Below are 20177 nucleotides of genomic sequence, written 5' to 3' on the forward strand. Positions count from 1 at the left end.
GGGTGCTCGCGGGCGGGTCAGAACGGGCTCACCCCGGCCAGCCACCCCCCGTCGATGACGAACGGCTGCCCGGTGATGTACGAGGAGTCGCCCGAGGTCAGGAACAGGACCAGCGCGGCGACCTCCTCGGGCCGGCCGATCCGCCCCAGCGGTACGAGCTTGCGGTAGTACTGGTCCAGGGCGGCGCTCGACGCCGTCAGGTCGGCGTCCGTGTCCAGCAGGGCCGGGTTGCTCATGGCGGTGTCGACGGCCCCCGGACAGACGGCGTTGACCCGGATGCCCTTGCCCGCCAGCTCCATGGCGGCGACCTTGGTGAGCCCCAGCACCGCGTGCTTGGTCGCGGCGTACGCGCCGACCAGCGGCATGCCGGTCAGACCGGTGTACGAGGACGTGTTGACGATCGTCCCGCCGCCCGCGGCCTCGATCTCCGGCGCGACGGCCCGGATCCCGAGAAAGGCGCCCGTCAGATTGACCTGGACCACCTGCTGGAACTCCTCCAGCGGGGTGTTGACCAGCTCGTTGAAGCGCAGGATGCCCGCGTTGTTGACGAGCCCGTCGATCTTCCCGAAGGCGTCCTTGGCGACGGCGACGGCGGCGGCCCACTGCTCCTCGCTGCCGACGTCCAGCCGGACGAACTGGGCGACGCCCTCGCCCAACTCCGCTGCCAGAGCCTCCCCTTGCTCGACCAGCACATCGGCGACGACGACCCGCGCACCCTCGGCCGCGAAGAGCCGCGCCTCCTGCTCGCCCTGCCCGCGCGCCGCCCCGGTGACGAGGACGACCCGCCCGTCCAGCTTGCCCATGACGCTCTCCCCTACCTGTCGAGATGAGGGGCCACGTCCGCACCGAACGCAGCCATCTGATCGGTCAGTTCGTCCACGCTCCGGCTGCGGAAGCGCACCTGGATCTGGTGCACGCCGATCGCCGCGTACTCCCGCAGCGACTCCGCGAGCGCCTCGGGCTTCCCTTTGAGCGTCCGCCGCCCGACGGACCACCCGGGCTCACCGACGTACAGCGGCTCGGTGATCGCACCGATGACGATCGGCGCTTCGATTCCCGCCTCCTCCCGCAGGGCGTGCACCCGGGCGATCTGCGCGGGCAGCCGGTCCCGGGAATCGCCCTGCGGCAGCCACCCGTCCCCGCGCACGGCAGCCCGGCGCGTGGCGGCGGGCGAGGAGCCGCCCACCCAGACCGGCACCCGCTCCTGGGCGGGCCGGGGCAACTGCCCCAGCCCGCCGAAGGAGAACCGCTCCCCCGCGAACTCCGGGTACTCCTCGGGCCCGAGCGCCGCCCGCAGAGCGTCGATCGACTCGTCCAGCACGCCCCCGCGCCCGTCGAAGTCCGCCCCGACCGCCTCGAACTCCTCCCGTACGTGCCCGGCCCCGACGCCCAGGATCAGCCGGCCGCCGCTGAGGTGGTCGAGAGTGGCGTACTGCTTGGCGGTGACGAGCGGATGGCGCAGCCCGACGACGGCGACATGACTCATCAGGAGGACGCGGCCCGTGACCCCGGCGAGGTACGAGAGCGTGGCGACGGGGTCGTACCAGACGGTGCTCATGCCGTCCGCGAGCCGTAGCGGGATGGCGACATGGTCACAGCCGGCGATGTAGGCGAAACCGCCGTGGTCGGCGGCACGGGCGACGCCGACGAGATCGGCGGGGGTCGCCGTCGCCTCCCAGGGTTCCGCGTAGATGACGCTCTGCGACTGGACCGGCAGCTGCATCCCGTACGACAGCGGCCCGCTGGGCAGTATCGGCACGGCGGCCTCCTTCCCCTGTGCCCCAGGGCGATCCCGCCCCGGGTGACGGCCGCCATCGTCGTACCTGACGGGCCATCAGACAAGAGGGGCGGGCGCACCCCCGGATCCACCGGCCCGGCATCACCGCACCCGCGCCGCCCCGGCGGGCGAGCGGCGACCCGGACCCCTCCGGCGGCGGGCCGGAACAAGGAGTGGAAGCGCTTCCACCCGGTCACCCCGGTCGGCAGTCCCCGAAGGTGTGCGCGTCCACCCTCCTCCCCCGGCAGCTCGCGCCGCGCCCGGCGCACCGCACGCCGAGATCACTCCCGCCTCACCTCCAGATCGACCCAATTCTCCGACCTACGAACGGCTTTGGCGATCGCGAGAGCGCCGCACGGCGCGTGAATCCGACCGCCGCGCGCACCTTGCCAGAGCCGCAGACCCCCCTCTATCTTCACTGAACAGGAGAAAGGAAAGCGCTTTCTAGCCCCGCGCAAAATCTCCCGGACGAAGGATCGAGACGAGACCCATGGAAGCGCTCTCACTTGACATGCACCTGACGTTCATGACGTCACCCACCCCCGAAGACGCAGGGAGAAGAACATGAGGCAACCCGTCACACGGCGGCTGCAGGCAGCACTGGCCACCCTGGCCCTCGCGGTCGCGGCCGGCGGCATCGTCCTGTCGGCGCCCGAGGCGTCGGCGGCGGCCGGCAGCGCCACGGGCTACGCCACCCAGAACGGCGGAACCACCGGCGGCGCCGGCGGACGGACCGTGCGGGCCACCACCGGCACCGCGATCCACACGGCCCTGTGCGGCCGCGCCGCGGACAGCACCCCGATCGTCATCGAGGTCGAAGGCACCATCAACCACGGCAACACCAGCAAGGTGTCCGGCGGCAGCTGCAACACGGCCGACGGCGTGATCGAGCTGAAGCAGATCAGCAACGTCACGATCGTGGGCGTCGGCGGTGGCGCCGTCTTCGACCAGATCGGCATCCACATACGCGAGTCCAGCAACATCATCATCCAGAACGTGACCGTCCGGAACGTCAGGAAGTCGGGGTCCCCCACCTCCAACGGCGGGGACGCCATCGGCATGGAATCCGGGGTCCGCAACGTCTGGGTCGATCACACGACGCTGGAGGCGTCGGGCGGCGAGTCCGAAGGGTACGACGGACTCTTCGACATGAAGGCCGACACCCGGTACGTGACCCTCTCCTACAGCATCCTGCGCAACTCGGGGCGCGGCGGCCTGGTGGGGTCCAGCGAGAGCGACGTCTCCAACGGGTTCGTCACCTACCACCACAACCTGTACGAGAACATCGACTCCCGCGCGCCCCTGCTGCGCGGCGGGATCGCCCACATGTACAACAACCACTACGTGCGGCTCAACTCGTCCGGCATCAACTCCCGCGCCAACGCCCGCGCCAAGGTGGAGAACAACTACTTCGAGGACTCCAAGGACGTCCTGGGCACCTTCTACACCGACGCCGCCGGCTACTGGCAGGTCAGCGGCAACACGCTGGACAACGTGACCTGGTCGAGCCCCGGCAGTGACAACAACCCCGCCGGGCCCGACATGAAGTCCACCACCACCGTCAGCATCCCCTACGCCTACGCCCCCGACGCGGCCGGCTGTGTGCCGGACGTCGTGAGCCGGACGGCGGGCGCCGGCAAGGGACTGAAGGTCTCGGACGGCAACTGCGCGACCGAGCCCACACCCGGCCCCACCGAGCCCACACCGGACCCCACCGACCCGACCCCCGGCCCCACCGACCCCACACCGCCGAGCGGGACCAACCTCAGCATCGGCGCCGGGTCCGACGGATCGAGCAAGGCGTCCGGGACCAGCTTCGGCAACCTGCGGGACGGTGACCTGAACACCTACTGGTCGCCCGCCGGTTCGACCGGTCACGCCTCGATCAAGTGGGACAGCCCCACCGCCGTGTCCTCGGTCGTCATCCGGGAGGCGGCGGGATCCGCGGGCTCCATCAGGGCCTGGCGGCTCCTCGACGCCGACACCGGAGCCGTCCTGGCCTCCGGCGACGGGGCGGGGTCGGCGGGGGCCGTCTCCTTCCCCCGCACCACGCTGCGCAAGATCACCTTCGAGATCGTCGGCTCGACCGGCACCCCGAGGATCGCCGAGTACGAGACCTACGCCTCCTAGGACCGCTCGTCGCACAGGAGTCGGTCGTCGCCCGGCGGCCGGCCGTACGACGGCCGGCTCCGGCGACCAGCTCCCCGCGCACCGGCCAGGGCCCGCACTCCCCGCTCGACGGGGGTGCGGGCCCTGCCCGGTGTGGAGCGCCCGACGGCGGCGCGCCGGATCATCCGAGCGGCCGCCAGTCGCCCAGCCAGCGGGCCGGGGTGTGCGCACGGGCCTCGGATGCGCTGAGCTGGGGCCGGTTCGCCGGGACGGTGATCCGGGCGCCGGGGCCGGTGTTGCGGTGTTCGGCGAAGCGCTGGTCCTGCCACGGGTGGCCGGCGGACATGGTGGCGTACGGCGCGGACGCGTCGATGCCCGCGCCGAGGTGGCTCTCGCGGACGGTGAGCATCGGGCGCGCGGTGAGGTCGGAGGACGGCACCCAGGGGCGCGCCAGCTTGTAGTACCCGTCGGGGGCCGTGCTGGTCACGCGGGAGCGCAGGACCAGGTAGCCGTGCGGGTTGGCCCCGGCGGTGCTGGGCGCGAAGACGAAGCCGTGGGGCGCGGCCGCCAGGTCGGGGCGGGTGAGGGTGCGGAAGTGGCAGCGGTCGTAGACGGCGGATGCGCGGCCGAAGACGAAGTCCACGTCACCCTCCATGTAGCAGTCGCGGTAGTACTGCCGGGCGAACACGGCGAGGGAGGGCGAGTCGGCGTACAGCGTGTCCTGGTGGCCGAGGAACCGGCAGCCGTGGAACGCCGACCGGTCGCCCTGGACCTTGATCGCCACCGCCTGGGTGCCGGTGTACTCCGGGTTGTCGGAGCGCAGCCAGTCGTTGGCGAAGGTCAGGTCGCGGGCGGTGAAACCCGCGGCCTTGACCGTGACCGACGCCGATCCGCTGGTGCCCAGGGTTCCGGAGCCGTCGGGCTTGGGCGTGCCCGCCGCGTTGCCGTACACCAGGACCGTGTCGCGGGCGTCGGGGCTCGCGCCGATCAGGGTGAGGTCGCGGTGTTCGGCGCCGACGACGAGCGTGGCCCGGTGGACGCCGGCGGCGATCACGACGGTGCGGCCGGTTCCGGTGGCCGCGTCGACGGCGGACTGTACGTCGGTGTGGTCACCGCGGCCGTGCGCGTCGACGTACAGCGTGCGGGGGTCCCGCCGCCGAGCCGGTGAGCCGTAGCGGCCGAAGGGGCGGGGGTCCGCGGCCCGGGCGCGGGCGGCCGGTGCGCCGAGGGCGAGCGTGGCGCCCGCGCCGGCGATCAGGGACAGGGCGGTGCGTCGGGTGGGCATGGCGGTACTCCTCGGGTGAGAGGCGAAAGGCCGGAGCGGCGCTCTCCGGGGTGCTGGAGAGCATGCGGTGCCGCTCCGGCCGGTTCAGGGGGACGCGGGTACGGAGAGTGCGCTGTGGGGTGCGGGCTGCTCCGGGACCGGGCGCGGACCGGTTCCGGAGTACGCGCCGGTCACCGCCGGCCGGACGCCCTGCCCGCCCCGGCCTTCAGGCCGACCAGCACGGGGACGGCCCGGGGGTGGTGGACCGTCGTGCGCAGTCCGGGGGTCCAGCCGGCTCCCTCGGTGAGCTGCTCGCCGGGGACGCCGGCGTTGTGCACGGCGATCAGATCGGTCCTGCGTCCGTTGACGTAGTTGTTCTCCGCGGTGAGCGGGGCCTCCGACCACTTCTTCAGGACAGTGGCCCGGTCCACGCCGCCGGCGAGGGTGAACGCGTTGTGCTCGGCGACCAGGCGGGACTCCGCGCCGATGCCGTACGTGTATCCGTAGGAGCCGGCCCGGGTGGCGACGAAGTGGTTGTTGTACGAGTCGACCTGGCCGAAGCGGACGCGGGGCGCGCGCTCCTTGACGTCCTTGAACAGGTTGTGGTGGAGCGTCACGCGGAGCTTGCCGCGGTCGGTCGCGCCGGCGCCGTCGCTGTTGCCGATGAGCATGGTCTTGTCGTGGTCCTTGAGGACGTTCCACGACACGGTGACCAGGTCGGCGCCGCGCACGATGTCGAAGAGCCCGTCGTGCTGCTGGTACACCTGGCCGAAGTAGTGGGGCTGCCCGGAGTCGGGGCGGTCGCCGTCACTGAAGGTGTTGTGGTCGACCCAGACGTGCCGGGAGCCGTACACGACGAGGTTGTCGTACTCCGAGTTCCAGGCGCCCGCGCTGCCGTCCGTGGGGTCCCACTGGGGGAAGCAGTCGTAGGTGTCCTCGAAGGAGATGTTGCGGACGATGACGTTGGAGACGTCCCTGACCTGGAGACTGGCGCCGATGATCTCGGGGTTCTCGCCGACCCCGATCAGGGTGGTGTTGGACGGGACCCGGACGTTGACGGCGGCCTGCTGGAGTTTCGCGGAGGCCGCCCGGGCGTCCTCCAGCGGGCCCTCGGGTGTCCGGCCGGTGCCCCAGACCTCCGGGTCGTAGGCGGCGAGGTACTTCTCCAGGGTGTAGCCGCCGGTCTCGTACTGCTCGCAGCCGATCGGGGTGCCGTCGGCGTCGGAGTTGCCGTGGATGGTGCCGGCGACCCTGACGATCTTCGGCGCGTCGCCCGCCTCCTCGAAGGCGGCGACGAGCTCGGCCCGGTCGGTCACCGTGTAGACGTGCTCGGGTGCGGCGTCCGCGCCACCCGTTGTGGAGCCCTCGGCGGCGGCCCAGCCGTCCCCGGCGGGCAGGACGGCGCGCTCGATCCCCGCACCGTGGTGGCGCGGCTGCGGGGCGGCCTGGGCGGGGACGCTCAGCGCAAGGGCCATCGAGGCGCAGCCCAGCGTGACGGCGACGGCCCGGATGTGACGCGTGCGTGCGGGCATGGCGAATCCTTCTCTGTCGTCGGAGGAAGCGGAGGAAGGGGGGTGGAGGAGGGAGAGGGGGCTGGGGCCCGCCGGTCAGGCCGGCCGGCCCCAGGTGATCCGGTCGCCCGGGACCTCGTCGTCGAGGCGGCGGAGGTCGCGGTTCGCGAGGACGCCCACGTCCAGCAGCGCGCGTGCGGTCATCCGGGCCACGTCGACCGCGCCCGGCGGCCCGAAGTGGGTGTTGTCCTCCTTGCCCGCCGGGTAGTTGGGTGACTCGCCGGGCTCCAGCCAGAGGAAGTAGGGCAGGGTGCCGTCCGGCCCCAGCTGCTGCCAGCGGGCGAGGGACAGAGCCTGGAGGTCGAGCAGCGGGACGCCCTCCTCGGCCGCCAGGGCGCGCATGGCGGCGGGATACTCGCCGTGGGTGGGGCGGGCGGTGCCGTCGGGGGCGAACCGGCGCCGCTCGACGGAGGTGATCAGCACCGGTCGGGCCCCTCGGGCGCGGGCGCCCTTCACGTACTGGCGCAGGTACTCCTGGTAGGTGGTGTACGGGTCGGTCCCGCGGGCCGGGTCGTCGGTCTTCTCGTCGTTGTGCCCGAACTGGACGAGGACCAGGTCGTCGCGGCGGACGCCGTCCAGGAGGGCGGTGAGACGGCCCTCGTCGATGAAGCTCTTGGAACTGCGGCCGTTCACCGCGTGGTTGGCGACCCTGAGGTGGTGGGCGAGGAAGAAGGGGAGCGCCATGCCCCAGCCCGTCTCGGGCGCGGCGTCGGCGGTCTTCGCGGCGGCCGTGGAGTCGCCGGCGATGTGCACCGTACGGGGGCGGGGCCCGCCTGTGCCGCCGCCGTGGGCGAGCGCCGGGGTGGCGGTGAGGGCGAGGGGCAGGGTGATGAGTGCGGTGGCCGTCTGTCTACGGGTGAGTGACACGGGGGCTGCCTCTCTCGGAGGATGTGCGCGCGTGCGCGGGGAGAGAGACCGGCGGCGGGGCGCGACCCGGTCCGCCGCCGGTCTCCCGTCATCGGGGACTGGAACGTGCGGGACTGCGGGGGGCTCAGCCGTTGCCCAGCTCCGCCCATTCCTTGTTGGCGGCGTTCAGCTCCTCGGCCATCTTGTCCAGGAACTGCTTGGCCGTGATCTTGCCGAGGAGCAGCTTCTGGAACTCCGGCTCGTTGTCCGCCTTGCTGATGTTGTTCCAGTCGGGCAGGTAGTAGGGGAGGTCGACGACCTTGGTGGAGCCGTCCGTCAGCGCCTTCGCGGCCAGCGCGGTCGACTCGGTCTCGTTGATCCACGGGTCCTTCGCCGCTTCGGCGTTGGCCGGGATGGCGCCCGCCGACTCGTTCCACTTGCTGTTGGACGTGTGGGAGGCGGCGAACTCGATGAACTTCCACGCCGCGGTCTTGTTGTCGCTCGACCGGAAGAGGCCGAGTCCGTCGACGGGGTTGGAGACCTGCACGCGGGTGCCGCCGTCCCCGATGGGGGCCGGGATGCCGGCGAACTTGCCGTCGCCCAGGGCCTTCGCGTGGTCCTGGTAGGAGCCGAGGTTGTGGCTCAGCATGCCGATGGTGCCGGTGTCCCACTGCGCGACCATCTTGGTGAAGTCGTTGTTGACGTCGGCCGCGGGCGTGGTCCTCTTGAAGAGGCCCGCGTACTTCTCCAGGGCGGCGACGTTCTTCGGGTCGTTGAGCGTCGTCCTGTCGCCGTCCCAGAACTCCGTGATGCCGGACTGCCCGTAGACGGCGTCCAGCGCCTGGGCGATGGAGCCGGCGCCACCGCGGATGGTGTAGCCGAACTTGTTGTTCTTGGCGTCGGTGAGCTTCTCGGCCGCAGTGTAGAAGTTCGCCCAGGTGTCGGGGGCCTTCAGCCCGGCCTGCTCGAACAGGTCGGTGCGGTACCAGAGCACGCCGTTGTTCGCGGAGGTCGGGACGGAGTAGAGGTCGTCGCCCCGGCCGGCGGCCGATCTGACGCTCTCGACCATGGAGTCGACGAGCTTGCCCTCCAGGGAGGACCCCTTCAGCCGCTTGTTGACCGGCTCCAGGGCTTCCTGCGAGACCATGTTGGCGAGGTAGGCGGTGCCGACCCCGCCCACGTCGGGCAGCCCGCCGCCGGCGATCGCCGTGTCGTACTTGGACTGGACGTCGGCGATGGGGATCGGGACGTACTTCACCTTGATGTCCGGGTGCTGCTTCTCGAAGTCCTTGATGATCTCGGTCCAGATGGCGGTGCGCGGCCCGCCGTTGTTGTCCCAGAAGGTGATCTCGCCCTTGCCGCTTCCTTCCGTGCCGGCTCCGCTGCCGTCGTCGCCGCACGCGGCGGCCGTCAGCGCGAGGGCTGCCACGAGGGAGACAGCGGATGCGGTACGCCCCCGCCGGGTCTTCGAGATGTTCATGGTCGGCTCTTCCCTGTCGGATGTGTCGGGGTGGTTCTGCACGTCTGCGCTTCCGCACGTCTGCGCTTCTGCGGGGGGTTCAGTGGGTGGCGCGGAAGGTGGTGAACAGCGCCGTGCCGGCGGGGCCCGTCCCGGCCGGCGCGGTGGCGAAGAGGCCGAGGAGCGCGGCGACCCAGCGCCACGGGGTGGCGGCGAAGACCTGCCCCGACGGCCGGAAGCCGTCACCCGTGTCGGCGGAGAAGCGGCAGCGGGCCCCGGCCGTGACCTCGATACGCAGCCGGGCCCGCCCGCCGGGCGAGGCGCGGGCCTCCGCCGCGTCGCGTTCGCTCTCCGCGACGCCCTCGGCGTACCGGTGCACGAGCCGGGGCGTCCCGTCCGCCCCGGCCTCCAGACCGATCCAGCAGAAGGCGTCCCCGAGCACGGCCAGGCCCGCTTTGGCGCCCGGCTCGTCGCTGTGCAGCGCGAGGTCCACCTCGACGGTGAACTCCTCGGCGGGCAGTCGCTGGACCAGGACGTTGGGCAGCAGCCGCAGGTCGTGCGCGTCCGCCGTGCGTACGCAGCCGAGCCGCAGCCCGTCGGCGGAGGGACCGGAGGGCTCGGCGGGCCTGGTCCATACATCGGGCCGGGGGTTGGCCGTCCACTGCCACTGCTTGCCGTGGGCGCCGCCGGGGAAGTCGTCGTCCACGGCGGGCGCTGTCACCGGCTGCTCGGGGGCGGCCGGTTTGGGGTGCGTGGCGACGGGTTCGCCCGCGTCGCCGATGACGGGCCAGCCCTCCGCGTCCCAGCGCATCGGCTGGAGGTGGACGACCCGCCCGTACGCCCCGCGTGCCTGGAAGTGCAGGAACCAGTCCTCGCCGGCGGCGGTCCGCACCCAGCCGCCCTGGTGCGGCCCGTTGACGTCGGTGCGCCCCTGGGACAGCACGACGCGTTCCTCGTACGGGCCGAAGAAGTCCCGCGACCGGAAGGCGCCCTGCCAGCCGGTCTCCACCCCGCCGGCCGGGGCGAAGATCCAGAAGTGGCCGTCGTGGCGGTGGAGCTTGGGGCCTTCCAGGGTGAACCAGCCGGGTATCCGGTCGGCGTCGACCAGGGTCCGGCCCGGGTCGAGGAGTTCGCGTCCGTCGGCGCTCATGCGGTGCCCGGTGAGGCGGTTCTTGATCCCGGAGCGGGACTTGGCCCAGGCGTGGACGAGGTAGGCCTCGCCGGTCTCCTCGTCCCACAGGGGGCAGGCGTCGATGAACCCGCGGCCGGGCTTGAGCAGGTGCGGGGCGCTCCACGGCCCTTCGATGTGTTCGGCGTTGATCTGCTGGACGCCGTGGTCGGGGTCGCCCCAGAAGATCCAGAACCGGCCGGCGTGGTGCCGCAGGGAGGGCGCCCACACCCCGGCGTCGTGGCGGGGCCGGGCGAAGTCCTCGGCGGGCTCGACGCGGTCCAGGGCGTGCCCGACGAGCGTCCAGTTGACCAGGTCGCGGGAGTGCAGGAGCGGCAGCCCCGGGGCCCGGCCGAAGCTGGACGCGGTGAGGTAGTGGTCCTCACCGACGCGGACGACGTCCGGGTCGGACCAGTCGGCGTTCAGCACGGGGTTGCGGTACGTGCCGTTCCCGAGGTCGGCGGTCCAGGGCCGGTTCACGAGGTCACCGCCCGTCGGACGTACCCGGCGGCGGTCTCCCGGTCGAGCCGGCCGTCGGCGACGACGGTGACGATCCGCCGTACGACGGTGGCTCCGGCGGGTACGGGCAGCCGTTCGTCCGCCGCGAGGGAGGAGCCGACCCCCGGGTACTCGGCCGTCCGCACGAACCACGGGTCGCGCCGGGTCTCCTCGTCCGCCCCGGCGAAGACGAGGGTCCAGCCGTCCCCGGCGAGGGCGAGCCAGTCGGCGGTCCGGCCGTGCACCGCCTCCTCGCCCTCCCGGTCGGCGGTGAACACGTCCGGCGGCGCGGCCTCCTTGGGGGCACGCCAGAAGAAGCCGCCGTAGCCGGCGCCGGGGCGGCCGTTGGTCGCGGGGCTGCCGATGGAGAGGCCGCCCGCCGAGGGGTTGGTGAGCGCGAAGGAGAGGTCCAACGCCCAGGCGGCACCGGAGAGTTCTACCGCGTCCACCGTGCGGTGCTCGCGCAGCAGCTCGACGCCGTCCGCCTCCCAGGCGAGCGACTGCGCGAACCCGCCGGGGCCGTGCCGCTGCCGGCCCAGGCAGCGCTGGACGCCGTGGTTGTCGAGTTCGGTGGGCCCCTGCCCCCGGACGTAGGTGCGCCCGCCCCAGAAGTTGCGGCCGGCCACGTCGGGCACGGCGACGGAGACGCCCAGGTGGTGCCGGTGGTCGGCGGGGCGGTCCTGGGTGACGGTACGGCCGCCGAGCGTGGTGACGGGGTGCAGGCGGGGGCGGCCGTCCGCGGCTTCCCCGTAGCCGTAGTGGGCGACCGTGCGTCCGGCGCAGTCGAGGAGCTCGGGGAGCGCGGGCGGGGTGGCGGACGAGGCCGCGGCGGTCCGGGTCATGAGGCCGCCACCTCGCTGCTCCGGGCCCAGGCGGCGCCCAGTTCCGAGTAGAGGGCGAGGGATTCGGCCCCGGCGGCGACCAGGCCGTCGATGCCGTGGACCGTACGCCGCGCACCCCCGCCGGGTGTGTCGTACCGGGTCTCCCAGGCCTCGGCGGGCAGGGCGACCGGATCGGGGGCCGTCCGTACGGCCTCGACGACCCGCATGAACGCTCCTGTGCGCTCCGGCGGAACCAGGAGCGCCGTGCCGTGCTCCAGGTGGTCGACCAGGTTCTCCAGGAGGTCGGTCCGGCCGTGGACGCGCTCCTCGGGGCCGTGGCCGGCGCGTTGGATGAGGACGCGGTCCTGCTTGTACCAGAAGGTGATCCGGCCCCGGTCGCCGTGGACGATCACGTAGGGCTCCCCCGCCTGTGCCGCGCAGAGGGTGGCGGCGACGGTGACGGGCAGGCCGCCGGTGGTGGTGACGCGGACGCAGCTGGTGTCGTCCGCCTCGATGTCGTGGGCCCGGTACAGCTCGGTCTCGACGGACAGGACGTCATCGGCCGTGCCCCGGTCCGCGAGTTCGAGCGCGGTGGCGACGGCGTGCGCCAGCGGGTTGGTGAGCACGCCGTCGACCACGTCGGTGGAGCCGAGCCTGCGCCGGCCGGACCAGGGGGCCCGGCGGAAGTAGGCGTCGTCGCGGACCCAGGCCCCGGCGGCGCCGATCCCGGTGAGCTTCCCGATCGCCCCGGTGCGGACCAGCTCCTGGACGGCGGGCACGGCGTGCGAACCGAACGACTGGAAGCCCACCTGACAGGCGATGCCCGCCCGCCGGACGCCGTCGGCCATCCGCGCGTAGGCGGCCCAGCTCGCGGCGGGCGGCTTCTCCAGCAGGAGGTGGACGCCCCGGGACGCGGCGGTCAGGGCCAGGTCGGTGTGGGTCGGGATGGGGGTGCAGACGACGGCGGCCCGGGCTCCGGTGGAGTCGAGGAGCGCCCCGAAGTCGGCGGACTGCTCGGGTGTGTCGCCGCCGAGGAGGCCGAAGGCCGCCAGTTCGTCGGTGGTCAGCGGCTCCAGCTCGCAGATCCCGGCCAGCCGCACCCGGCCCTGGTGCTGGAGCCGGCGGAGGTTGGCCAGGTGCCAGCGGCCGTGGCCCCGGGCGCCGGCCAGCACGACGGGGAGAGGTGCGGCGGACGGGCCGCCGGGAACGGTCGAGGCGGGGGCGGGGGCGGTCAGGTCGCTCATCCCTTCACCGCGCCCGCGCTGAAGCCCGTGACGAGCCACTTCTGGATGAACGCGAAGACGATCACGACGGGCACCGCGGCGATGACCCCGCCCGCCGCGAGCGCGCCGAGGTCGACGCTGTCCGCCCCGATCAGGGTGTTGAGGCCGACCGGGATCGTCTGCTTGTCCTGTTCGCTGAGGAACATCAGCGCGAACAGGAAGTGGTTCCAGCTGTGGACGAAGGCGAAGGAGCCGACGGCGATCAGCCCGGGGCGCAGCAGCGGCAGGACGACCGCGCGGAAGGCGGTGAAGCGCGAGCACCCGTCGACCCAGGCGGCCTCCTCCAGGGTGACCGGGACGTTCTTGATGAACCCGCTGATCAAAATGATCGACAGCGGGAGCTGGAAGACCGTCTCCGCGATGACGACGCTCCACAGGGAGTTGATCATCTGGAGGTTCCGGAAGATCTCGAAGAGCGGCACGAGCATCAGCGCGCCGGGAATGAACTGCGAGCAGAGCAGCGCCAGCATGAACGCGCCCTTGATCTTGAAGTCGAACCGGGCCAGGGCGTATCCGCCGGCCAGGGCGACCAGGGTGGTGGCGATCAGCGTGGCGACGCCGACGATCATGCTGTTCTGGAAGAAGACGGCGAAGCTGCGCTCGTTCCAGACCTTGGAGAAGTGCTCCCCGGTCATCGGCCAGGGCACCAGCGCGGTGGAACCGGCGGGCCGCAGGGCGAACAGGAGCATCCAGTAGAACGGGATGAGCGTGAACAGCAGGTAGAGGCCGAGCGGCAGATAGATCTGCCAGCGCGGTACGTCGTCCCAGGCGCGCTCCCGTCCGGTGCGGCGGCGCGCGGGCGGCGGCGTACCGCCGGGGCGGGCGGACGGCCGGACGGCGCCGTTCTTCTCGGTGAGTACGGCGGTCACTTGTTGTCGCCTCCGAACTTGCTCAGGCGCAGATAGACGATCGAGCAGAAGAGGAGGATCACGAAGGCGACGGTGGTGAGCGCGGAGGCGTACCCGAAGTCGTGGCCCTCTATGCCGGTGTTGGCGACGTAGAGCGGCAGCGTGGTGGTCTCGCCGGCCGGTCCGCCGCCGGTGAGGGTGTAGAGCAGGTCGACGTTGTTGAACTCCCAGACCCCGCGCAGCAGGGTGGCCAGGATGATCGCGTCGCGCAGGTGCGGCAGGGTGATGTGGAAGAACTGCCGGAGCCTGCCCGCGCCGTCGACCGACGCCGCCTCGTACAGCTCCTTGGAGACGGACTGGAGGTCGGCGAGGATGAGGATGGCGAAGAAGGGCACACCGCGCCAGAGTTCGGTGACCGTGGCCGCCCAGAAGACGGTTCCGGTGTCCGAGAGCACCGAGGTGCCGTACTCCCCGATCCCGGCGTCCGCGAGGTAACGGCTGAAGCCCGTCGAGGAGTTGTAGAGCAGGATCCAGATGGTGCTGGTCAGCACACCGGACACGGCCCAGGGCGAGAAGACCATGGCCCGGGAGATGCCCCGGCCGATGAAGGTCTGGTTGACGATCAGGGCCAGCGCGAGGCCGAGCACGAGCTGCAGGGAGACCTGGGTGAAGACCCACTGGGCGCTGAAGCCGAGCGTCGACCAGAACTGGTCGTCCTCGGTGAAGATCCGCCGGAAGTTGTCCAGTCCGGCGAAGCCGTTCCGCCACGGCTTGGTGACGTTGTAGTTCTGCAGGCTGTAGTAGAAGACGCTGATCACCGGGTAGGCGATGAAGCCCAGCATCAGCAGGCCCGCGGGCGCGATCAGCAGATACGGCAGGCGGCGGGGTGTCGCCGTGCGGCGCCGGGGCGCCTTGGGCGGCGGGGTGGCCACGGCGGCGGGTTGGGCCATGACACGTCTCCGATCTCGGTACGCGCTCGATGCGCTGGATGTGCGGGCTTGCTGCCGCACAGGACAGCAAGCGCTTTCTCATGACCGCTGAGCGGCCCGGGCGCCCCGCCGCGCGGAGCCCTCGTCGCCCGGCTCACCCCACGTACGGGTCGGGCACTTCTCCTTGCCGGGCCAGGAACGCGAAGTCGCATCCGGTGTCGGCCTGGGTGATCTGGTCCTGGTACAGCGCGCCGTAGCCGCGCCCGTAGCGGGCGGGTGGCGGGCTCCACGCGGCACGGCGGCGCTCCAGCTCGTCGTCGTCGACGCCGAGGTGGAGCAGGCGGGCCTCGACGTCCAGGGTGATGAGGTCGCCGGTGCGGACCAGGGCGAGGGGCCCGCCGACGAACGACTCGGGCGCGATGTGCAGGACGCACGCCCCGTAACTGGTGCCGCTCATCCGGGCGTCGGAGATCCGCACCATGTCCCGTACACCCTGCTTCAGCAGGTAGTCCGGGATCGGCAGCATGCCGTACTCGGGCATGCCGGGGCCGCCCTTGGGTCCGGCGTTGCGCAGTACGAGGACGTGGTCCGGGGTGAGCGCCAGGGCCGGGTCGTTGATCGTGCGCTGCATCTCCCGGTAGTCGTCGAAGACGACGGCGGGCCCGGTGTGCCGCAGCAGGTGCTGCTCGGCGGCGATGTGCTTGATGACCGCGCCGTCGGGGCAGAGGTTGCCGCGCAGCACCGCCACCCCGCCCTCCTCCGCCAGCGGGTGGGACCGCTCCCGGATGACCTCGGTGTTGTGCACCCGCGCCCCGTCGAGCTGTTCGCGCAGCGTGCTGTGCGCGACGGTGGGCCGGTCCAGGTGCAGGACGTCGGTGAGCCGGGTCAGGAACCCGGGCAGCCCGCCGGCGAAGTGGAAGTCCTCCATCAGATACCGCCCGCCGGGCCGGAGGTCGGCGAGGACCGGCACGGTGCGGGCGATGCGGTCGAAGTCGTCCAGCGTGAGCTCGACGCCGGAGCGCCCCGCCATGGCGGTCAGGTGGATGACGGCGTTGGTGGAGCCGCCCAGCGCCAGGACGGTGGCGACGGCGTCCTCGTAGGCGTCGGCGGTGAGGATGTGCGACAACTTCGTCTGCTGCCAGACGAGTTCGACGATCCTCAGGCCGGACGCGGCGGCCATCCGGTCGTGCCCGGAGTCGACGGCCGGGATGGAGGAGGCCCCCGGCATGGTCACACCGAGCACTTCGGCGGCGGCCGTCAGCGTGGAGGCGGTGCCCATGGTCATGCAGTGGCCGGCCGACCGGGCGAGGCCGTTCTCCAGCTCGCCCATCTCGCAGTCGCCGATGAGCCCGGCCCGCCGGTCGTCCCAGTACTTCCACATGTCCGTGCCGGAGCCGAGGACCTCGTTGCGCCAGTGGCCCGGCAGCATCGGCCCGGCCGGCACGAAGACGGTCGGCAGGTCCACGGAGGCCGCGCCCATCAGCAGCGCGGGCGTCGACTTGTCGCAGCCGCCCAGCAGTACGGCACCGTCGACGGGGTACGAGCGGAGCAGCTCCTCCGTCTCCATCGCCAGCAGGTTGCGGTAGAGCATGGGGGTCGGCTTCTGGAAGGTCTCCGAGAGGGTGGACACCGGGAACTCCAGCGGGAATCCGCCCGCCTGCCAGACACCCCGCTTCACCGCCTGCGCCCGGTCGCGCAGGTGGGAGTGGCAGGGGTTGATGTCGGACCAGGTGTTGAGGACCGCGATGACCGGCTTGCCGAGGTGTTCCTCGGGGAGGTAGCCGAGCTGGCGGGTGCGGGCCCGGTGGCTGAAGGAGCGCAGGCCGTCGGTGCCGTACCACTGGTGGCTGCGCAGCTCCTCGGGCGCGACGGGGGCCGCTCTCCGGTCGTCGGTCACAGGGACCACCCGGCTATCTGCCCGGCGACCTCGGCCCGGCGGCCCTCCGGAAGGACCCTGCTCGGCGCGCGTACCTCGCGGCGGCAGAGGCCGAGCACGGACAGGGCCTCCTTGATGACCGTGACGTTGTTGGCGGACTGGTCCTCGGCGCGGAACTCCTCGAAGGGGCGGATCTGCTCCCACACCTTCATCGCCGCGCCGTAGTCGCCGGCCCGCAGGGCCTCCAGCATGGCGAGGGAGACGCCGGGGGCGACGTTGACGAGGCCCGAGGTGAACCCGGTGGCGCCGGTGGCGAAGTAGGAGGGGGCGTACAGCTCGGCGAGGCCGGCGACCCAGACGAACCGCTCCAGCCCGGCGTCGCGGGCGAACGCCCCGAAGTGCGCCGCGTCGGGCACCGCGTACTTCACGCCGATGACGTTGGGGCAGCTGTCGGCGAGCGCGGCGAGCCGGTCGCCGGCGAGCAGCGGGTTACGGATGTACGGGACGACTCCGAGCTCTGGGACGGCCTCGGCGATCGCCCGGTGGTAGTCGACCCAGCCCTCCTGGGCGACATAGGGGTGGACCGGCTGGTGGACCATCACCATCTCGGCGCCGGCCGCCCTGGCGTGCTCGGCGTCGGCGACGGCGGTGGGCAGGTCGTGGCCGATCCCCACCAGGACCGTGGCGCGGCCGCGGGCCTCCTCCACGGTCAGCTCGGTGACGCTGCGCCGCTCGTCGGGGGTGAGCGCGTAGAACTCCCCGGTGTTGCCGTTCGGGGTGACGGTGCGGACGCCGCCGTCGAACAGCCGGCGGACCAGGGCGCGGTGCGCCGGGGCGTCGATGCTCCCGTCCTCGGCGAACGGGGTGACGGGGATCGCCACGACGTCTGCGAGGGCCGCCTTCAGCGGGAAGATGTCCATGCGGACTGGCCTTTCGTCGAGGTGCTGGTGGTGCGCGGCCTTGGGGCGGTTCACGCCGCCCCGCCCCCGTCTTCGTCGTCGGGGAAGGCGCGGCGCACGAAGGAGGCGATGTGGTGGTGGAGAGCCCCGGCGGCGGCCTCCGCGTCGTCGGCGAGGGCGAGCCGCAGGATCTCGCGGTGCTCGGCCGCCTCCCGGTCCCAGGACGGGACGGCCGACCAGGCCACCGTCGAGACGAGGGCCGCCTGGTCGCGGACCTCGTCGAGCATCCGGGAGAGCAGCGGGTTGCCGCAGGGCAGGTACAGGGCCCGGTGGAAGTCCCGGTTGGCCAGCGACCTGTCGGCCTGGTCGAGCGCCGAGTCGGCCCGTTCCAGGGCTTCCTGGGCCGCCTCCAGCGAGGCGCCGCGGCGGATGGAACGGCGTAGCGCCTCCGGCTCCAGGAGCAGGCGTACGTCGTACACCTCCCGGGCCATCGTCGCGTCGACGAGCCGCACGGTGACGCCCTTGTACTGGTTCATCACCACGAGCCCCGTGCCCGCGAGCGTCTTCAGCGCCTCGCGCACGGGCGTCTTGGACACCCCGAACTGCGCGGCCAGTTCCGTCTCCACCAGCGCCTGCCCCGGTCGGAGTCGCGCGGTGAGGATGGCGTGCTTGATGGCCTCCAGCACGTACTGGGTCCGGGACGGGTTCGGGGCGGGCGCAAAGGTCATGGGTGACGGGCTCTCACATCTCGCGTATCGCGTCTCATATATGACGTACGAAGTACGACGCGATGAAGTTAGAGCCGCCCGGAACGCTTCGTCAACGCTTCGGACAGAACAACTTCTTCGCCCGACGGGGCGCTTGACGTAACCTCGCGGACTTCTTAGCTTGTCCACGTATGCGAATGCGGTCCACGGCCTTGAAGGCCGGGGGTGTCACGACGCCCGCCCGTCCGGTGCCGCGCCGCACTGCATCGCCCCCGAGGAGATCTCCGTATGACCGCTCCCCGCACCGTCCTGCTCACCGGCGCCGCAGGCGGCCTCGGCACCCTGATGCGGGGGCTGCTGCCCGCGTACGGCTACGACCTGCGGCTGTTCGACCTGGTCCCGGTGGACGGCACACCCGACGCGATCACCGCCGACCTCAACGACCGGGAAGCGCTGCGCGAGGCCGTGCGCGGGGTCGACGCGGTCATCCACCTGGCGGGCATCTCGCTGGAGTCCACGTTCGACAGGATCCTCCGCGCCAACATCGAGGGCACCTACCACCTCTACGAGGCCGCCCGCGAGGAGGGCGTCCGGCGCATCGTCTCCGCCTCCTCCAACCACGCCGTCGGCCACACACCGCGCCCCCTCCCCGGCGATCCGCTGATCCCGGTCGACACCCCGCACCGCCCCGACACCCTCTACGGCCTGTCGAAGTGCTTCGGTGAGGACCTGGCCCAGCTCTACTGGGACAAGCACGGCGTCGAGACCGTCTCGGTACGGATCGGGAGCTGCTTCCCGGAGCCCACCTCGGTACGCATGCTGTCGGTCTGGATGAGCCCCGGCGACGGCGCCCGCCTCTTCCACGCCGCGCTCACCGCCGAGGCCGTCGGACACACCGTCGTCCACGGCTCCTCCGCCAACACCCGCCTGTGGTGGGACCTGACATCGGCGCGCGCCCTGGGCTACGCACCGCAGGACGACTCGGAACCGTACGCGGCGAAACTCATCGCCGAACACGGCGAACTGGACCCGGACAACCCGGCCCACACCCGTCTCGGCGGCCACTTCGTCACCGACCCGCCGATCTGGCCGCACTGAGGGGTGCTCCGGCGCGGGCACCGATGAGTTCCGGGCTCGGGGCGGGTCATGAGTGGTGGGACGCGTCGAGCGACCGGGACGGCCCAGCTCCCGACGCGACCGGCAGACCGATCCACCGCCCCACCGACCGAGCGAGGAACCACCATGAATGCCTCCACGACCGAAAACGCCGACGGCATCACCGGCCTGGGGGTCGTCATCGGCAGCACCGACTCCGACGCCCTGATCACCTGGTACCGCGCGGCGCTGGAACCCTTGGGCGCCCGCTGGGCGGAGCACCTCCTGATCCTCGGCCCCGGAGCGATCATCGGCTTCGACGAACGGGACGACGTCGCGGACAAGGCGGCCGAGCCGGGCCGGCAGATGATCAACATCACCGTGCGCGACGTACGGGCTGCCGAGAGGCACCTCAACACCCTCGGGGTCACGTGGGTGCGTCCGGTCGAGGAGGTCGGGGGCGGCTGGTTCTTCTCCACGATCGTGGACCCGGTGGGCAACTACCTCCAGATCCTCCAGGGCCCGGAAACGCCCTGACACCCCCTGGATGCGCGACGAGGGCAAGGTGGCCCGGATCGGCCTCTCCGAGGTGACGACCGCCGAACTGGCCGAGGCCCGGAGGATCGTGGACATCGCGAGCGTCCAGAACCGCTACAACCTCACCGACCGCGAGCACGAGCCGGTCCTCGCGGCGTGCGAGGCGGCGGACATCGCGTTCCTGCCCTGGCGCGCGGTCGCCTGGGGCAAGGCGGGCGACCGCGCGGAGGTGGCAGCGGTCGCGGCCGAGCTGGACGCCACCCCGACCCAGGTCTGCCTGACCTGGCTGCTGGCCCACTCCCCGGTCATGCTCCCGATCCCGGGCACGTCCAGCGTCGCCCACCTGGAGGAGAACACAGCGGCGGGGGATATCGTGCTCGCCCCGGAGCTGCGGGCACGGCTGGACGGGATCGCGGCGAGCGTCTGAATCCGCTGCCGCCCGAGGCCCCTGGATACATTCGATCATGTACATTGGTACACACTGGTGTAT

The 20177-nt window shown here is 72.1% G+C and carries 17 protein-coding genes and 1 pseudogene; 4 read left to right on the top strand and 14 right to left on the bottom strand.

The genetic code is table 11. The features are described 5' to 3' along the window. Window positions 1-17 precede the first annotated feature (17 nt). Window positions 18-803: an SDR family NAD(P)-dependent oxidoreductase gene (locus IG90_RS0102755; protein WP_030576884.1), complete on the bottom strand. Its 786-nt coding sequence runs from the start codon at window positions 801-803 to the stop codon at window positions 18-20. Window positions 804-814: 11 nt separating this feature from the next. After that, on the bottom strand, window positions 815-1759 hold the full coding sequence (locus IG90_RS0102760) for a TIGR03619 family F420-dependent LLM class oxidoreductase (RefSeq protein ID WP_030576886.1): 945 nt from the start codon (window positions 1757-1759) through the stop codon (window positions 815-817). A gap of 582 nt (window positions 1760-2341) precedes the next feature. Between IG90_RS0102760 and IG90_RS0102765 the strand changes: the two genes are divergently transcribed. Further along, window positions 2342-3907, top strand: coding sequence for a pectate lyase family protein (locus IG90_RS0102765; protein WP_030576890.1), 1566 nt, complete (start codon window positions 2342-2344; stop codon window positions 3905-3907). A gap of 160 nt (window positions 3908-4067) precedes the next feature. Here IG90_RS0102765 and IG90_RS0102770 read toward each other — a convergent pair whose 3' ends face one another. The 12 genes from IG90_RS0102770 to IG90_RS0102825 all read right to left on the bottom strand — a co-directional run bounded on the left by IG90_RS0102770 (window position 4068) and on the right by IG90_RS0102825 (window position 18076). Beyond that, window positions 4068-5171 carry a pectinesterase family protein gene (locus IG90_RS0102770; RefSeq protein WP_030576893.1) on the bottom strand — a complete coding sequence of 368 codons (1104 nt, stop codon included), beginning with the start codon at window positions 5169-5171 and terminating at the stop codon, window positions 4068-4070. Window positions 5172-5341: 170 nt separating this feature from the next. Continuing rightward, window positions 5342-6682, bottom strand: coding sequence for a pectate lyase family protein (locus IG90_RS0102775; RefSeq protein WP_030576896.1), 1341 nt, complete (start codon window positions 6680-6682; stop codon window positions 5342-5344). Window positions 6683-6757: 75 nt separating this feature from the next. After that, entirely contained in the window at window positions 6758-7588 is an 831-nt protein-coding gene (locus IG90_RS0102780) for a rhamnogalacturonan acetylesterase (protein WP_030576899.1), read from the bottom strand. A gap of 124 nt (window positions 7589-7712) precedes the next feature. Beyond that, window positions 7713-9047 carry an ABC transporter substrate-binding protein gene (locus IG90_RS0102785; protein WP_030576902.1) on the bottom strand — a complete coding sequence of 445 codons (1335 nt, stop codon included), beginning with the start codon at window positions 9045-9047 and terminating at the stop codon, window positions 7713-7715. A 79-nt stretch (window positions 9048-9126) separates the two neighbouring features. Beyond that, the gene (locus IG90_RS0102790) at window positions 9127-10674 is read right to left on the bottom strand and encodes a glycoside hydrolase family 43 protein (protein ID WP_030576905.1); all 1548 of its coding nucleotides are present in this window, start codon (window positions 10672-10674) and stop codon (window positions 9127-9129) included. Further along, complete coding sequence (locus IG90_RS0102795) at window positions 10671-11534, bottom strand: DUF6807 domain-containing protein (RefSeq protein ID WP_030576907.1); 864 nt, start codon at window positions 11532-11534, stop codon at window positions 10671-10673. Before IG90_RS0102795 ends, IG90_RS0102790 begins: the two co-directional genes overlap by 4 nt. Further along, on the bottom strand, window positions 11531-12757 hold the full coding sequence (locus IG90_RS0102800) for a Gfo/Idh/MocA family protein (protein WP_030576910.1): 1227 nt from the start codon (window positions 12755-12757) through the stop codon (window positions 11531-11533). Before IG90_RS0102800 ends, IG90_RS0102795 begins: the two co-directional genes overlap by 4 nt. Then, window positions 12754-13665 (bottom strand): carbohydrate ABC transporter permease, encoded by a 912-nt coding sequence (locus tag IG90_RS0102805; RefSeq protein WP_030576913.1) that lies wholly within the window; start codon window positions 13663-13665, stop codon window positions 12754-12756. The genes IG90_RS0102800 and IG90_RS0102805 overlap by 4 nt, the downstream gene beginning before the upstream one ends. Further along, window positions 13662-14594 (bottom strand): carbohydrate ABC transporter permease, encoded by a 933-nt coding sequence (locus IG90_RS0102810; RefSeq protein WP_030576915.1) that lies wholly within the window; start codon window positions 14592-14594, stop codon window positions 13662-13664. The genes IG90_RS0102805 and IG90_RS0102810 overlap by 4 nt, the downstream gene beginning before the upstream one ends. Window positions 14595-14727: 133 nt before the next feature. Further along, window positions 14728-16470, bottom strand: coding sequence for an L-arabinonate dehydratase (gene araD, locus IG90_RS0102815; RefSeq protein WP_030576917.1), 1743 nt, complete (start codon window positions 16468-16470; stop codon window positions 14728-14730). After that, complete coding sequence (locus IG90_RS0102820; RefSeq protein WP_030576919.1) at window positions 16467-17369, bottom strand: dihydrodipicolinate synthase family protein; 903 nt, start codon at window positions 17367-17369, stop codon at window positions 16467-16469. The genes araD and IG90_RS0102820 overlap by 4 nt, the downstream gene beginning before the upstream one ends. 50 nt (window positions 17370-17419) lie before the next feature. Then, a complete protein-coding gene (locus IG90_RS0102825) occupies window positions 17420-18076 on the bottom strand; it encodes a GntR family transcriptional regulator (protein ID WP_030576921.1) in 657 nt (218 codons plus the stop codon). A gap of 267 nt (window positions 18077-18343) precedes the next feature. On the opposite strand from IG90_RS0102825, the gene IG90_RS0102830 reads away from it, so the two are divergent. The 3 genes and pseudogenes from IG90_RS0102830 to IG90_RS0102840 all read left to right on the top strand — a co-directional run. Then, window positions 18344-19153, top strand: coding sequence for an NAD-dependent epimerase/dehydratase family protein (locus tag IG90_RS0102830; protein ID WP_030576924.1), 810 nt, complete (start codon window positions 18344-18346; stop codon window positions 19151-19153). Between the two features lie 144 nt (window positions 19154-19297). Then, on the top strand, window positions 19298-19687 hold the full coding sequence (locus tag IG90_RS0102835) for a VOC family protein (protein ID WP_030576927.1): 390 nt from the start codon (window positions 19298-19300) through the stop codon (window positions 19685-19687). 10 nt (window positions 19688-19697) lie between these two features. Then, window positions 19698-20114 (top strand): annotated as a pseudogene (locus IG90_RS0102840) (aldo/keto reductase); the annotation flags it as partial. Window positions 20115-20177: the final 63 nt, after the last annotated feature.

Source organism: Streptomyces anulatus, assembly GCF_000721175.1.
Lineage (GTDB): Bacteria > Actinomycetota > Actinomycetes > Streptomycetales > Streptomycetaceae > Streptomyces > Streptomyces anulatus_C.